This is a genomic window from Pseudomonas sp. Pmew2 (genome assembly GCF_058129885.1).
Genome location: NZ_CM176702.1, coordinates 2,000,275 through 2,014,580, shown reverse-complemented (window position 1 = coordinate 2,014,580; position 14,306 = coordinate 2,000,275). Strand labels below are relative to the sequence as shown.

14 protein-coding genes are annotated in these 14,306 nt (G+C 59.2%); all 14 read right to left on the bottom strand.

All coding sequences use genetic code 11. The features are described 5' to 3' along the window. Positions 1–40 precede the first annotated feature (40 nt). The 14 genes from truA to fabF all read right to left on the bottom strand — a co-directional run bounded on the left by truA (position 41) and on the right by fabF (position 14,210). Positions 41–865: a tRNA pseudouridine(38-40) synthase TruA gene (truA, locus tag AC4ANK_RS09325; RefSeq protein ID WP_011168144.1), complete on the bottom strand. Its 825-nt coding sequence runs from the start codon at positions 863–865 to the stop codon at positions 41–43. A gap of 161 nt (positions 866–1,026) precedes the next feature. Then, positions 1,027–3,855: a motility hub landmark protein FimV gene (locus tag AC4ANK_RS09320; protein ID WP_031594872.1), complete on the bottom strand. Its 2,829-nt coding sequence runs from the start codon at positions 3,853–3,855 to the stop codon at positions 1,027–1,029. Between the two features lie 109 nt (positions 3,856–3,964). Next, a complete protein-coding gene (locus tag AC4ANK_RS09315; protein WP_002552704.1) occupies positions 3,965–4,975 on the bottom strand; it encodes an aspartate-semialdehyde dehydrogenase in 1,011 nt (336 codons plus the stop codon). An 85-nt stretch (positions 4,976–5,060) separates the two neighbouring features. Next, positions 5,061–5,621 (bottom strand): DUF1285 domain-containing protein, encoded by a 561-nt coding sequence (locus AC4ANK_RS09310; RefSeq protein WP_002552703.1) that lies wholly within the window; start codon positions 5,619–5,621, stop codon positions 5,061–5,063. 20 nt (positions 5,622–5,641) lie between these two features. Next, positions 5,642–6,244 carry a DUF4823 domain-containing protein gene (locus AC4ANK_RS09305; protein ID WP_002552702.1) on the bottom strand — a complete coding sequence of 201 codons (603 nt, stop codon included), beginning with the start codon at positions 6,242–6,244 and terminating at the stop codon, positions 5,642–5,644. A gap of 123 nt (positions 6,245–6,367) precedes the next feature. After that, the gene (locus AC4ANK_RS09300; protein WP_031594871.1) at positions 6,368–7,030 is read right to left on the bottom strand and encodes a TetR/AcrR family transcriptional regulator; all 663 of its coding nucleotides are present in this window, start codon (positions 7,028–7,030) and stop codon (positions 6,368–6,370) included. A gap of 155 nt (positions 7,031–7,185) precedes the next feature. Beyond that, positions 7,186–7,839 carry a LysE family translocator gene (locus tag AC4ANK_RS09295; RefSeq protein ID WP_002552700.1) on the bottom strand — a complete coding sequence of 218 codons (654 nt, stop codon included), beginning with the start codon at positions 7,837–7,839 and terminating at the stop codon, positions 7,186–7,188. Between the two features lie 358 nt (positions 7,840–8,197). Continuing rightward, positions 8,198–8,983 carry a TatD family hydrolase gene (locus tag AC4ANK_RS09290; RefSeq protein WP_002552699.1) on the bottom strand — a complete coding sequence of 262 codons (786 nt, stop codon included), beginning with the start codon at positions 8,981–8,983 and terminating at the stop codon, positions 8,198–8,200. A 14-nt stretch (positions 8,984–8,997) separates the two neighbouring features. Further along, positions 8,998–9,354 carry a PilZ domain-containing protein gene (locus tag AC4ANK_RS09285; protein WP_002552698.1) on the bottom strand — a complete coding sequence of 119 codons (357 nt, stop codon included), beginning with the start codon at positions 9,352–9,354 and terminating at the stop codon, positions 8,998–9,000. A 34-nt stretch (positions 9,355–9,388) separates the two neighbouring features. Further along, positions 9,389–10,375, bottom strand: a complete 987-nt coding sequence (locus AC4ANK_RS09280) for a DNA polymerase III subunit delta' (protein WP_002552697.1) — start codon at positions 10,373–10,375, stop codon at positions 9,389–9,391. Continuing rightward, positions 10,368–11,000, bottom strand: coding sequence for a dTMP kinase (tmk, locus tag AC4ANK_RS09275; RefSeq protein WP_002552696.1), 633 nt, complete (start codon positions 10,998–11,000; stop codon positions 10,368–10,370). The genes AC4ANK_RS09280 and tmk overlap by 8 nt, the downstream gene beginning before the upstream one ends. Positions 11,001–11,022: 22 nt before the next feature. Next, positions 11,023–12,147 carry an endolytic transglycosylase MltG gene (mltG, locus tag AC4ANK_RS09270; RefSeq protein ID WP_002552695.1) on the bottom strand — a complete coding sequence of 375 codons (1,125 nt, stop codon included), beginning with the start codon at positions 12,145–12,147 and terminating at the stop codon, positions 11,023–11,025. A gap of 3 nt (positions 12,148–12,150) precedes the next feature. Beyond that, on the bottom strand, positions 12,151–12,966 hold the full coding sequence (gene pabC / locus AC4ANK_RS09265; protein WP_002552694.1) for an aminodeoxychorismate lyase: 816 nt from the start codon (positions 12,964–12,966) through the stop codon (positions 12,151–12,153). Continuing rightward, complete coding sequence (gene fabF / locus AC4ANK_RS09260) at positions 12,966–14,210, bottom strand: beta-ketoacyl-ACP synthase II (protein ID WP_002552693.1); 1,245 nt, start codon at positions 14,208–14,210, stop codon at positions 12,966–12,968. The genes pabC and fabF overlap by 1 nt, the downstream gene beginning before the upstream one ends. Between the last annotated feature and the right edge of the window lie 96 nt (positions 14,211–14,306).

Genomic DNA, 14,306 nt, shown 5'->3' with positions numbered 1-14,306 from the left:
TTCGGAAAGTCCCGGATGTTAGCAAATGCTGCTCGGGTCGTCAGCCGTCCAGTTCTGCAAAGCCCGTAAGAAAATGCGGACCTACAAAACGCTCGGGCAGCGGAAATTCATCACGGTACTCGACCTGCACGAGGTACAGACCATAAGGATGGGCTGTCACACCACCGGTACGCCGAACCCGGCTTTCCAGCACGTCCCGCGCCCATTCGACCGGACGTTCGCCAGTGCCGATGGTCATCAGAACACCGGCGATGTTGCGCACCATATGGTGCAGGAAGGCATTGGCGCGCACGTCGATCACGATCATCTTGCCGTGACGCGTCACGCGCAGGTGGTGCAACTGCTTGACTGGCGACTTGGCCTGACACTGGCCGGCGCGGAAAGCGCTGAAGTCGTGAGTACCGACCAGATACTCGGCTGCCAGTGCCATCCGCTCTACATCAAGTGGGCGATGATTCCAGGTAATTTCCTGATTCAGGTGCGCCGGGCGAATCTGATCGTTGTAGATCACGTAGCGATAACGACGGGCAATGGCCTTGAAGCGGGCATGAAACGTAGCGGGCATGACCCGGGCCCAGGTTACGCTGACGTCATGGGGCAGATTGATATTTGCGCCCATGACCCAGGCCTTCATGGTGCGCTCGGCCTGCGTATCGAAATGCACCACCTGCCCGCAGGCATGCACGCCAGCATCTGTGCGGCCGGCACACATCAGTGATACCGGTGATGCAGCCACTTTTGACAAAGCGTCTTCAAGAGTTTCCTGCACGGTCAGCACACCGGATGCCTGACGTTGCCAGCCGCAATAGCGCGAGCCCTTGTATTCAACGCCCAGCGCGATTCGGGAAAAACCCTCGGCAGCCATTTCGGCTGCCGGGTTGTCTATGTTCGCCAAAGTGGTACAGCCTGTCGGTTCGCAAAAAGTCGGTCATTATACGGCCGCAAGAAAAACACGCTACCAAGCCGGGCGATTGAAATGCAAACGGCCGCATAAGCGGCCGTTTGCAGGTTGTTGCCTTAGGGGGATCAGGCCAGCCGCGAAAGCATCTCCCGCGCTTCGCTTTTCTGTCCGTCATCGCCCTCGGTGACCACTTCGTCAAGAATATCCCGGGCACCGTCTGCATCGCCCATGTCGATATAGGCGCGCGCCAGATCAAGCTTGGTCGCGGCTTCGTCAGTGCCGGCCATGAAGTCGAAGTCCGGTTCGTCATCCAGTGCCGCGGCATCTTCGGCCGTGAACCTTGGTTCATCAAGCGGCGGATGCTCGAGATTCTGTGAAAGGCGGTCCAGCTCGGCATTGACGTCGTCGATTTCGGTCGCGAATGCCTGGCTGGCCTGATCGGTTTCAATCTCGTCCGCCAGCGACAGATCAAAGTCTTCCGGAAGCTCAAGGTCATCACTGACAGGCGGCACAGACGGCGTTTCACCCAGATCAAGTGGATCATTGCCAAGGCCGAGCAGGAAGTCATCCTCGTTCTTGAGCGCCGGATCTTCTTCGGACAGGTCCAGATCGAAGTCGGCAAGGTCTTCCGGCGTAGTCGCCGCACGGACCTCTTCCTGTTGCTGCATGATCGACTCGAAGCTCAGCTCCTCGTCATCCGCTGCTGCCTGCACCTTCGGCTCATCCAGCATCAGGTCGTCAAGCTCGTTCACAGTGGTGACTTCAGGCGTGGGCGCTTCTTCGAATTCATCCAGGCTCAAGTCAAAATCGTGATCGAACGGGTCCGCTTCTTCAGCAGGTTCAGCGGCCAGCGGCGTAACCACTTCAGGTGCGGGCTCGGGATCTGCTGTTACAGCGACTTCAGGCTCAGGTTCAACCTCTTGCTCTGCCGAATCATCGGCCAACAGCTCTTCAACATACTTGGCGTCAAGCTCTGCAACCAGCGCAGCAGCACTGGCAGCTGCCGCCGCGGCCACTGCCGGAGCAGCCGACGCAGTAGCAGATTCAGAAACCGCTGGCGCAGCAACAGGCGCTACCGGCTTCAGGGTCGAGTTAAGTTCTTCCTGCTGCTCGACCTCAGCTTCACGCTTTCCCGCTGCCACCAGTTTGCGTTCGTGGGCGGCGTAAGCTTTGTTATTACCCTGCTCGGCGTAGATTTCCATCAGCTTGAGGCGAATATCATCGCGCTTCGGATCTTCCTTCACTGCTTCTTCAAGCAGTTCGACAGCCTGATTCATGCGCCCGTAAGCAATATGGATCTCGGCCTGAAGCAGCGGATCGGCAGGACGTTCGCGAGCGGCGGTGGCAGCGGCGGCACCAGCAGCCCCCATGCGAACGTTCGGTGGTGGCACGTCCAGGCCATCGAAGCTGGCTGGCGGTGCATTCATGTCCATGTCTGAAACAAAATCCGACTCCTCAGCCAGAGCACGCGCCATACGCTTGTGCTTCTCGGCTTCGGCCTTCGCAGCGCGACGACGCGCCAGGAACAACAGCAACAAGGCCAGAATCAACAATACGGCACCGCCGATCAGGCCAAGCAGTACCGGGTTGTTGAGGATTTTCTGCAGCACGTCTTCATCTTCGGCTGCAGCCACCGGCTCCACAGCCAGCGGCTGATCGGCTGCAGGAGTCGCAACCTCGGCGGCACCTGCCGGCAATGCATCCTCAGGAGCAATCTCCCCAGCCGGTTTGACCGGAGCTCCATTGGCATCGACCAGCGAAGCAGGCACTGCCGCATTGGCAGGCGTGGTGGCTTCCGGGGTGGCAGCAGCCGGAGGCACAGCTGCACCGGCGGCCTGCATTTTGGCCAACTGACCGTTTTTCAGCTCAATCAGTCGCTGTAGCTTGTCGAGCTGGCTTTGCAGGTCGTTCATGCGGCTTTTCAGCTCGGCATTGTCACGGCGCGTGGTGTCCAGAGCTTCCTGAGCCACCGCCAGCTTGTTGCCAAGATCACTGTCACCCGCTGCACCTTTTGCCGCAGGCTTGCCGCTTGCCGAAACCAGGCTCAGGTTGTCGGAGGTATCGACCTTTGAAGGAGCAGCGCCAGCGCGATCACGGCGGGTGGCATCGACCTGGCGCGTGCCGGCAGGCAGGCGACGGCCTTCACGCCAGGCGCTGTACTGCCGGGAAACTTCTGCAACTGCCTGCGGTTGTGGCAACGCGGTGGTTTGCTGCGGAGTCGGAAGGCGCAGCACCTGCCCCTTCTTCAAGCGGTTGATGTTGCCGCCGATGAAGGCTTCCGGGTTCAACGCCTGAATGGCCAGCATGGTTTGCTGGACAGTGCCGCCAGTACGTACCTTCGCGGCAATTTCCCACAACGTATCGTTATTGGCGGTGACATATTGTGCCTGTTTGTCCGCGGCTGGCGGCGGCAATACCGGCGCACTGGCGGCAGGTGCTGGAGCCTCGGGTGCCGCAGCCTCTGTCGACGGCGCGACTGTCGCCAGTTGCGCGGGTGCGGCAGGAGCAGCAGCTGGTGCCGGGGCGGCGGCCGCAGCGGCGGCCTCTGGAGAAAACTTCGGTGGATCGAGCAGAAGGCTGTATTCACGCAGCAACCGGCCATTTGGCCAGAGCACCTGAACCAGGAACTTCACGTAAGGCTCGCGCACCGGCTTGCTGGAAGTAATGCGCAGGACACTTTTACCGCTGGCGTTGATAACCGGGGTAAAAGTGAGATCGTTGAGAAATGCCTGACGGGTAACGCCCGCCTGAGCGAAGTCAGCAGTGGTCGCCAGGCTCGGCACAACTTGCGTTGCGTTAAGCCCCTGCGCCTCAGTCAACTCTATTTCCGCTACCAGGGGCTGATTCAGGGTCGACTTGACCGACAATTCCCCGAGCCCCAGCGCCTGCGCCATACCCGATGACAGCGCTGAAGCCGCAGCGATTGCTAATACCAGTTTACGAACCTGAACCATAGCCCATCCCTTGTTTAAAGATTCCCCGAGATCCGGGGAGGTAGTCCTGCATTTGGGTGTAAGGCGTATCGCCGCTAAAACAATTATTCAAATTGTTGCCAAGTATCTTTTACACATAGTCTTTTATCAACAATTCGCCAACCTGCACAGCATTGAGCGCAGCGCCTTTTCGTACATTATCTGACGTCAGCCACAGATTCAGCTGCTCGGGATCGTCAATTCCCGCCCGAACGCGCCCCACATAAACCACGTCCTGCCCTACGGCATCACCCACTGGCGTAGGGTAATCACCCTCATCGACCAGTTCGATTCCGGCGGCAGACTCGAGTGCCGCATTGATCGCCGCAACATCGACCGAACCTGCGGTGCGCAGCGTTACGGTAAAGCTGTCGCCAAAGAACACCGGCACTTGAATGCAGGTAGCAGACACTTTGAGCAATGGCAGCGTCAGCAGTTCGCGTAATTCATCGACCAGACGCCTTTCCAGCGGCAAATGCCCCGACTCGTCAGGCGTCCCGACCTGGGCCAGTACGTTGAACGCCATCTGACGATCAAAAAAGCGGGTTTCCAGCGGGCGGACATTCAATAGCTCGGTAGTCTGACGCGCCAGCTCACTGACGCCTTCGCGCCCGAGTGCGGAGACCGCCAGACAGGCCGTTACTGTCACCGACTGGATATCGATCAACCCGCGCAACGGCGCCAAAGCCAGTGCGACCGCAGTGGCAGAGGCGCTCGGGCTGGCCACCAGCGAGGCGGCCGCGCCGCTGTGCAAAAGCGTAGCATTTATTTCCGGCACGATATTAGGTGCCTGCACGACGGGAAATGCACCGGACAAGTCGACGACCGAGCACCCCGCCGCCACGGCCTTTTCGGCGTAACTGCGGCTTACCGCCGGGCCAGCGGCGAAGAATGCCAGGCGCACCTTGCTGAAGTCGAACTCATCGACTTCCCGTACGCGTACATTCTTGCCCCGAAACGGCACCGAGTGACCCGCAGACTCGATACTTGCCAGCAGGTGCAGATTGCCGACCGGGAAGTTGCGCTCCTCCAGCACCTGGACAACGGTTTCGCCGACAGTACCGGTTGCGCCGATTACGGCGATATCAAAGGACTGGCTCATGCAAAAACCTCAGGGAAATCAGGGAGCGGCACTTTAACTGTCGCACTGGCGACAGGCAATTCAAGCCGGCAAATAGCCGTGTTTTTCAAGGTTCAAGACCCACCGGGAAAAACACGCCGTGACTCCAGACACCCAGCCAGCGCTGCCCGTCGATCTTGCGGGAGACCGCCAGCTCGACCAGTTGATAAAAGACATTGCGGTGAATCAGCGCCTCAAGATTGCTCCGCACATGGATATACGGCGCTGGCTCCTGAGTATCAGGGTTTGTCACAACCCGCAAAGGGTGCTCCGGCCCCGCTTCAGTCTGATCCTCGACATTGGTCAGGAAGCGCAGCACCTGACCCTCACCCTCTCCCAGCACCTCAAGGGTTACGGCGACAAAGGGCGCGTCATCGACCTTGATGCCGACTTTCTCGACAGGGGTAATCAGAAAATAGTCATCGCCGTCGCGACGCATGATCGTCGAGAACAACCTGACCATTGGTTTGCGGCCGATCGGCGTGCCCAGGTAATACCACGTCCCGTCTCGGGCGATACGCATGTCGATATCGCCACAGAAATCCGGATTCCACAAATGAACAGGCGGCAACCCCTTGGTTTTGGGGATCTGCGCAAACAGATCACCCGCCTTGTTTGAATCGGTCACTCCACTCTCCTGACGCTGGCTTAACGTTCGACGCCCAATAAGGTACGAGCGTAGTCCTCAAGAGGCGGACCCAGCAAATCTTCGGGGCTTTTGTCGTAAAGCGTCAGCAATCCGCCACGGCTGCGAATGCGCGCGCTGTCGATAAGGTAACGGGTGCTGGTTTCGATCAGCATCAGTTGAATGACACCGCTGTCGACACCCAGACGGTCCACGGCTTCCTGATCGGCCCACTGATCGCCGGTGCCGATGCGATCATCGGCCTTGGCAAAACGGGTGTAGAGCAAATAATGTGCGCCTGCACTGCGCGCCTCGATCATGGCCTCATCCAGGCCCATTGGCCCACGGGCACGACGGACCATCGGGAAGTACTCGATGAACCCCTTGAAGGCCTCTTCAGCCACCACATTGGGCCGCGGATAGGCATTGCCTGGCGGCACGAAGGCACCTTGCGCGATATAAATGAACGAGTCGGGCTGCACACGCCAGTTGGCAGTACGGCGAGTGTCGCTGTGATCGAGCAGACCCGCATCGCTGAATTGCTCGCGAACCCCCTCGCCCATGTCACTGACTTTCATGCAGCCACTCAACGCCAAAAGCGCGAGCAGCATAACCAGGCTACGCATCATCCCCTCCCAAATACCGGTGACGGAAAACCGGCGAATGGTCGTCGGATGCAGCTTCCGCGCCATCTCTGGCACAGCAGGCACCAAAGCCTTGAAGCAGATGCTCAAGACCGGGCCGGGGCGTTATTCCGTAGCAGGGTCGGGTTTGGGCTCGGCGACGACGTCGGCATCGCGCTTGCGCTTGTTGCCCATACGCACGCCGATGTCCATGAGGAAGTGGAAGAAGCCTTCCTGATCTTCCAGCACATTGCTCCAGAACGGCGAGTGGTACAGCGCAACGGCGCCATGCACCAGCGCCCAGGCGGCACAGTAGTGGTAGTAAGGCGGGACATCTTCGAGCTTGCCTTCGGTGATGCGGCCTTTGATCAGCAGGGTCAGGTGTTCGAAGTTGGAGGCGCGGATCTTGTGGAGCTCTTCGACCAGCTCGGGCACCTGATTGCCCTTGACCACTTTTTCCTCCAGGCGGTCGAACAGGCGATAGCGCTGCGGATCACGCATACGGAATTCGAAGTAGGCACGTGAGAGCGCCTCCTTGTCCTTGTCGACATCAGCGGAGTGCAGCAGCTCGTTCAGGTCTCGCTCATAGTCGAGCATCAGGCGCAGATAGATTTCTGCCTTGGACTTGAAGTGCTTGTAGATGGTGCCTTTACCAATGCCGACGGCGTCCGCGATCATCTCGACAGTGACGCTGTCTTCGCCCTGCTCCAGGAACAGCTTTAGCGCGGTGTCGAGAATTTCCTGCTCACGGCGGCGAAATTCACGGACCTTACGAGGTTCTTTCTGCATAGAGAGGTCTGTCAGGATCGAAATCGAAGCCGGGTATTATGCCCAATCGGCGCTAAATTGCACGGATCATCCTTACTTGTCGATCTTTATGAACGAAACCGGCGAAAAATTCGCATTTTGGCGTCAGCTTCGCAAACCGGACACACGACGGTATGCTACGACGCAGGCAGTACCGGGGATGCAGCGACAAACTCCAGGTAACCCGTGATCACTACATACAACGTGAAATAGGCAAAGATCAGCGCCGAGGCAATGTAGGACCAGCGCAACATACGCTCCCCCATGAAACGCCCACCCTGATGTGCCAGCGCACACAGCGAGATCGACCAGACCACGCCCGCCGCAACGAACCCGGCAAGAAAGGTCGAGGCACTGGCAAGATCAGAACCCTGTCGAGCAATCAGCGCACCGCCGACTGCAGCAAACCAGAGAATGGCGCTGGGTGATGACATCGCCAGAAAAATTCCGCGCAGGAACAACGCCAGGCTGGATTTTTCCGATTGAACATCCTGATTATCGAGGCCGGCACTGAGCGCGGTGGCACTCATGACCATCCTGAAGCAGAACCAGGCCAACACCGCCGTACCGCCGAGCCAGAGCACGTAGCGTACGGCTTCATATTGCAGCAGCACCGCCATGCCGAGCATGGCCAGGACCGCATAGGCCAGATCGCCGACACAGGTTCCCAACCCAAGCCACAGCCCCTTGGAAAAGCCGCGCTGCATGGACAGCGTGATCATGGCTATATTTGCCAGGCCAATATCCAGGCATAACGACAGACTCAGTAGAAAACCGTTGGAAAACTCCACTCGAACACTCCGACCAGGCACTGAAAAACCTCGGCATGCCTGACCTGCTGGCGTACACGGGCAAATTTGATGCGATGGCCTTGTATCCCGTCCGGCAAAAAGTGCTCATCAAGGACTCAAGAATCGCTTTAGTATTCCAAAACTGTTTAAAAAACGATCACAAGGCACTGGACGGTACGCCATGCTGGGCAATACTTAAGCCACTGACGGGTCATCATTCCCCAAATGACTCGCCAGTAAAGGTGCCTAAGGACTAGCGTGCCTTTGTTTTACTCCTAATGGTCTTAACCCGGCTTCACCCCCCCAGAATCCGGGTTTTTTTTGCCCGCGATTTGCCGTCAGTCAACGTGTACGCCACTCAGCGTTGAACATGCGCCAGCGGGAACAGGCGAGCGAAGTTAGCGGTGGTCTGCTCGGCGAAATGTTCGTAGGACTCGCCCCGTAGCATCGCCAGAAACTCGGCAACTTCGCGTACGTACTGCGGCAGATTCGGTTTGCCCCGATAAGGGATAGGCGCAAGGTACGGGGAATCGGTTTCGACCAGCAGCCGGTCAGCGGGGACTTGCCTTGCGACATCCCGCAGGGCGTCGGCGTTGCGAAAGGTCACGATGCCGGACAGCGAGATGTAGTAACCCATATCCAGCGCCGCCCTGGCCATCTCCCAGTCTTCGGTAAAGCAATGCAGAACGCCCGCCTGAGGCAGCGCCGCATCACGCAGAAGGCTCAATGTATCGGCGCGCGCGCCACGGGTATGGATGATCACCGGCTTGCCAGTGACACTGGCTGCCTCCAGGTGCAACCGAAAAGAAGCCTGCTGCAGCTCGGCAGCTTCGGGTTCGTAGTGATAGTCCAGACCGGTTTCACCTATCGCCACCACTCGCGGGTGATCCAGCTCCTTGAGCAACCAGTCCAGAGGCGGCATCTCACCGGGCTTCACGTCCAGCGGATGAATGCCTACCGAGCAGTCGACATCGGCGTAGCGCTCGGCGAGCGCCTTGACCGCGCCTGCATTGTCGGCGCTGACACCGATACATAGAAAATGCCCGACCCCTCTGCCCCGAGCGGCTTCAAGGGCTGCATCCAGCGAACCGTCGTGCTGGGCAAGGTCAAGGCGATCAAGGTGACAATGGGAGTCTACAAGCATGGGTTAAAACACAACTACATCGTATGGGTTGGACGATCGGACTTCAGAGCACCGACCAGATGAGTTTCGATCAGATTGCGCGCGGTATTGTCGCCATCATTGAATTGCACGCCGACACCGGCAGTCCGGTTGCCCTGCGCACCTTTTGGCGTAATCCAGGCGACGCGGCCAGCCACCGGAACCTTCTCCGGTTCGTCCATCAGATTGAGCAGCATGAACACTTCATCACCCAGCTTGTAGCTTTTGCTGGTGGGGATGAACAGCCCGCCGTTTCTGATGAATGGCATGTAGGCAGCGTAAAGCACGGATTTGTCCTTGATGGTCAGGGACAGAATGCCATTACGTGGACCTGTGTTCAGCGGCAGACTCATGACAACACCTCAACGGTTCCGGATAACGCCGAGTCTACGCCTGTCCCGGCAGGCCTGCCCACTGCACCAGCAATGCTTCAAGCAGCAAGACCCGGTTTAGATTGGCCTTGGACATGACTTTTTGCCTCTGTGCCAGAATCCAGTCCTGGATCTCCAGCACTTTTGCGCGAGAAGACTTCTGCGCCAGGTATTGAACGACCTTGCGCATGTCGCCAAGACCAAGGCCTTCCTCGTCCTGCGTCATCTGATAGCGCAGGATCAGGTGCGACCAGTCACAGAACCAGTCGAACAACAATAACAACGGGATATCCTTCCAGCCTTCGGCCAGCTGGGTAGCCGATTGCTGTTGCTTGAGTAGCTTCTTGACGCCATCCACCACCAGCGCGTGTTGTTCGCGAACGCCTTGCGTGTAAAGTGCCACGGCAGCCAGCGGCGACCCCGCTGCCAGCGTCAGCAATTCGAAGCGTTCTTCCTGCGTGCAATCAGGCAGGGCATTGCCCAGCCAGTCCAGACTCATCTGCTCACTGGGCAATGGGCAGGCCTGCTGCACACAGCGACTTTTTACCGTTGGCAGCAAGCGGCTCGGCTGATGGCTGACCAGCAATAGAACGGTATTGCCCGACGGCTCCTCAAGACTCTTCAACAAGGCATTGGCAGCGTTGATGTTCATCGCTTCCACCGGCTCGACAAGCACCACCTTGCGACCGCCCATCTGGGCGGTCTGCACCACAAAGCTCACCAGGTCACGGACCTGATCAACCTTGATCGGCTTGTCTGCTTCTTCCGGCTCCAGCACATAGTTGTCCGGATGACTGCCAGCCGCCAGCAGCAGGCAGGATTTGCAATGCCCGCAGGCCTCAAGCGCTTCGGGAGCCTTGCACAGCAGGCTGGCCATCAGGCGCTCGGCCAGTGCCCGCTTGCCGATACCAGCCGGACCGTGCAGCAGATAGGCATGAGCGTGCTGAGCACGACCGGCCATCTGCTGCCAGAGTGATGCCTGCCAGGGGTAGGCTTCAGCCACGTCGCAGCTCCAGCAACTGCGGCAGCAATGCATCAAGGGAAGCCTGAACGTCAGCCAGCGGCTGGGCCGCGTCCACCAGACGATACCGCGCAGGATCCGCCTTCGCCCGCTGCAGATAAGTCGAGCGCACCGCGTCGAAGAAAGCCCGGCCTTCCTGCTCGAAGCGATCGAGTCGGCCACGTGCTGCGGCACGTGACAGACCGATTTCCACCGGCAGGTCAAACACCAGCGTCAGATCAGGCCGCAGATCGCCTTGAACAAACTCTTCCAACACGGCAATACGCTGCTGAGACAAGCCGCGGCCACCACCTTGATACGCGTAGGTTGCATCGGTAAACCGATCACAAAGCACCACCTCGCCACGCGCCAGAGCCGGGCGAATGACCTCGGCCAGGTGTTGTGCGCGCGCGGCAAACACCAGCAGCAGTTCGGTGTCGGCACTCATGGCTTCATCACTGGGAGCCAGCAGCAGTTCGCGAATGCGCTCGGCCAGCGGAGTGCCGCCCGGCTCGCGGGTCAGCAATACCTGAACGCCCTGCGCGCGCAGCTGTGCCGCCAGGTATTCGCGATTGGTACTTTTGCCAGCACCTTCCGGGCCTTCAAGGGTGATAAACAAGCCAGTCACAGGTAATCCTTAATTATTGCCATCATTGCGCATTCGGCTCGGGCTGAGGGGCATCTGTTGCAGTCGCAGGCTCGGGCTCTGAAGAGGGAGAATCAGTTGATGGTGCCGGTGCAGCAGGTGCCGGGCTGGAGCGATAATCTGCGCGGCGCTTGAGCTGATAGTCACGCACCGCTGAGTTATGGGCATCCAGATCGTCCGAGAACACATGGCTGCCGTCCCCCTTGGCCACGAAATACAGGCTGCTGCCCGCTACCGGGTTGAGCGCGGCATGAATCGCCTCGCGCCCCACCAGTGAAATCGGTGTCGGCGGCATACCGGCTATCACGTAGGTATTGTACGGCGTGGGTTCCTTGAGATTGGCCCGGGTCAACTTGCCGTTGTAGCGCTCGCCCATGCCATAGATCACGGTCGGATCGGTCTGCAACTGCATGCCCAGCTTCAAGCGACGCACGAACACACCCGCGATCTGGCCACGCTCCTGAGGCACACCGGTTTCCTTCTCGACCAGCGACGCCATGATCAGGGCCTGATAAGGATTGGAATACGGAGCCTCAGACGACCTGGCGTTCCATTCTTCATCCAGCACTTCTTCCAGACGACTGTAAGCCTGCCTGAGCAATTCGGCATCGGTCATGCCGCGCACATAGCGATAGGTGTCAGGAAAGAAACGCCCTTCAGGGAATACATCAGGATGGCCGATTTTTGCCATCAGCTCGCCGTCGGACAAGCCAGCCAGCGTTTGATCGAGCTTGGCCTGTTTGGCCAGCGCAGCCCGCACCTGACGGAAATTCCAGCCCTCGACCAGCGTCAGGCTGTATTGCACAACCTCCTTGCGCTTCCAGACGTCGAACAGCCCCTTGACGTTCATGCCCGGCACCATGCGGTATTCGCCGCTGTGCAGTGCCTGTCCGGAGAGGTTGAAACGCCAGTAGAGGCGCAACCAGAAGGCGTCCTTGATCACGCCATCGGCCTGCAGTCGATTAAGCACACCGGTCGGCGTTGAGCCGGCCGGGACATCCAGCAGTTGCTCCTGAGCGACTTCGAGCGGCTGGTTCAGCGCCTGATGTTGCTGCCAGAACGCAAAGCCGAGCAAAAGGCCTGCCAGAACGACAGCTGTTTCCAGCAACACCAATATTTTTCGGATCACAAATCAGATATCCAGAAGGGTGCGAGCAATACCTTGCAGTTTACGGGTGAGCGGCCCGACCGGCCAGCTCAAGACTGTAAAGCCGCGAACCGGCCAGACGCCGTAGACGCTATTGCATAGAAACACTTCGTCCGCCGATTCAAGGTCGGACAGGTGCAAATCACGGATATCGACAACCAGTCCCAGGTTTCGTGCCTGATCCAGTAACTCGGCACGCATCACCCCCGCTACCCCGCAGCGGCTCAGATCGGCAGTCAGCAGGCGGCCCTGGCTTACCAGAAACAGATTGCTGTAGACACCCTCGATCAATCGCCCGGAGGTATCGCGCATCAAGCCTTCGGCATGCTCGCTATCGCTCCATTCCGAGCGGGCCAGCACCTGTTCCAGGCGATTCAGATGCTTGAGTCCAGCCAGAAGCGGCTGTTCCGCCAGACGCGTCTGGCAGGCAAACAGGCGCACGCCCTGCTCGGCATGCACACCCGGATAGGCTGGCGCAGAGCCGCCCTGCAGGATTCGACGCGATTGGGCATTGGGGGCTGGAGCGTAACCGCGCTGGCTGTCGCCGCGGGTAAGGATCAGCTTCATGACACCATCGCCAAGCTCTGCAGCGAAGCGGGTCATTTCTGCACGGATAAGCGCATGATCGGTTGCGATCGACAAGCGCGCGCATCCGTTTTCGAGACGCTGCAGATGGCGCTCCAGGAGCAATGGCTGCCCGGCCTTGACGACGATGGTTTCAAACAGTCCATCGCCGTAGGCCAGCCCCCGGTCCTTGAGGGACAAGGCGTCTGCGGGGCAGCCATCGACCCAGGCGGGCATTACTCGGCGAACCGACGGAATACCAGCGAACCGTTGGTGCCACCGAAGCCGAACGAGTTCGACAGAACGACATCGATCGGCATGCGGCGTGCTTCGTGAGGCACGAAATCCAGATCGCAGCCTTCGCTTGGCTCATCCAGGTTGATGGTCGGCGGAGCCACCTGATCAACCATTGCCAGCACACTGAAGATCGCCTCGACAGCACCAGCAGCGCCCAGCAGGTGGCCGGTCATCGACTTGGTCGAACTGACAGCCAGCTTGTAGGCGTGATCACCAAACACCGACTTGATCGCAGAGGCCTCGGCCAGATCGCCCGCAGGCGTCGACGTACCGTGTGCGTTGATGTACTGCACCTGATCGGCATTGACCTTCGCATCACGCAACGCATTGACGATGCAGCGTGCAGCACCGGCACCGTCATCAGGTGGCGAGGTCATGTGATAGGCATCGCCGCTCATGCCGAACCCGACCAGTTCAGCGTAGATGGTCGCGCCGCGTGCTTTGGCGTGTTCAAGCTCTTCAAGCACCATCGCACCGGCACCGTCAGACAGGACGAAACCATCACGGCCTTTGTCCCAGGGACGGCTGGCACGGGTCGGGTCGTCGTTGCGGGTCGACAGCGCACGCGCGGCACCGAAACCACCCAGCCCCAGGCCACAGGCAGCCATTTCAGCGCCACCGGCAATCATCACGTCCGCTTCGTCATAGGCGATGTTGCGAGCCGCCATGCCGATGCAGTGGGTCGCCGTGGTGCAAGCCGTGGCGATGGAGTAATTAGGCCCCTGTGCACCCAGATGGATAGACAGGAAACCGGAAATCATGTTGATGATCGAGCCCGGCACGAAAAACGGTGAAATCCGTCCTGGGCCTTGCTCGTGCAGCAGACGACTGCTGTTTTCGATGTTGGTCAGACCACCGATACCCGAACCCATCGCGACGCCGATGCGTTCACGGTTTGCATCAGTGACTTCGAGGCCTGCATTACGCACCGCCTGAAAGCTGGCCGCGAGGCCATACTGAATGAAGAGATCGAGCCGGCGCGCTTCTTTGGGCGCGAGGTATTCTTCGACGTTGAAACCCTTGACCGAACCGCCGAAACGGGTGGTGAAGGCCGACAAGTCCGTGTGCTCGATAAGGCCAATGCCACTGCGGCCCGCCAGAATGCCCTGCCAACTGCTGGGCACGTCATTGCCCAGTGGCGAAAGCATGCCCATCCCGGTGACCACGACGCGTCTACGCGACACAGGACTCTCCTTCTCTCTTGTTTACGGAACAATCAGTTACGAACAATCACAGCGTTTTCTAAAGAAAAAACCGCACGCCGGTTAAAGCAGTGCGGT

Excerpts from the sequence above, each read along its gene's own strand:
- truA (WP_011168144.1), bottom strand. The coding sequence starts at position 865 with ATGGCTGCCGAGGGTTTTTCCCGAATCGCGCTGGGCGTTGAATACAAG.
- AC4ANK_RS09305 (WP_002552702.1), bottom strand. The coding sequence starts at position 6,244 with ATGCGTAGCCTGGTTATGCTGCTCGCGCTTTTGGCGTTGAGTGGCTGC.
- AC4ANK_RS09290 (WP_002552699.1), bottom strand. The coding sequence starts at position 8,983 with ATGCTTGTAGACTCCCATTGTCACCTTGATCGCCTTGACCTTGCCCAG.
- pabC (WP_002552694.1), bottom strand. The coding sequence starts at position 12,966 with ATGCCCGCCTGGGTCGATGGCTGCCCCGCAGACGCCTTGTCCCTCAAG.
- AC4ANK_RS09320 (WP_031594872.1), bottom strand. The coding sequence starts at position 3,855 with ATGGTTCAGGTTCGTAAACTGGTATTAGCAATCGCTGCGGCTTCAGCG.
- AC4ANK_RS09285 (WP_002552698.1), bottom strand. The coding sequence starts at position 9,354 with ATGAGTCTGCCGCTGAACACAGGTCCACGTAATGGCATTCTGTCCCTG.
- AC4ANK_RS09315 (WP_002552704.1), bottom strand. The coding sequence starts at position 4,975 with ATGAGCCAGTCCTTTGATATCGCCGTAATCGGCGCAACCGGTACTGTC.
- AC4ANK_RS09300 (WP_031594871.1), bottom strand. The coding sequence starts at position 7,030 with ATGCAGAAAGAACCTCGTAAGGTCCGTGAATTTCGCCGCCGTGAGCAG.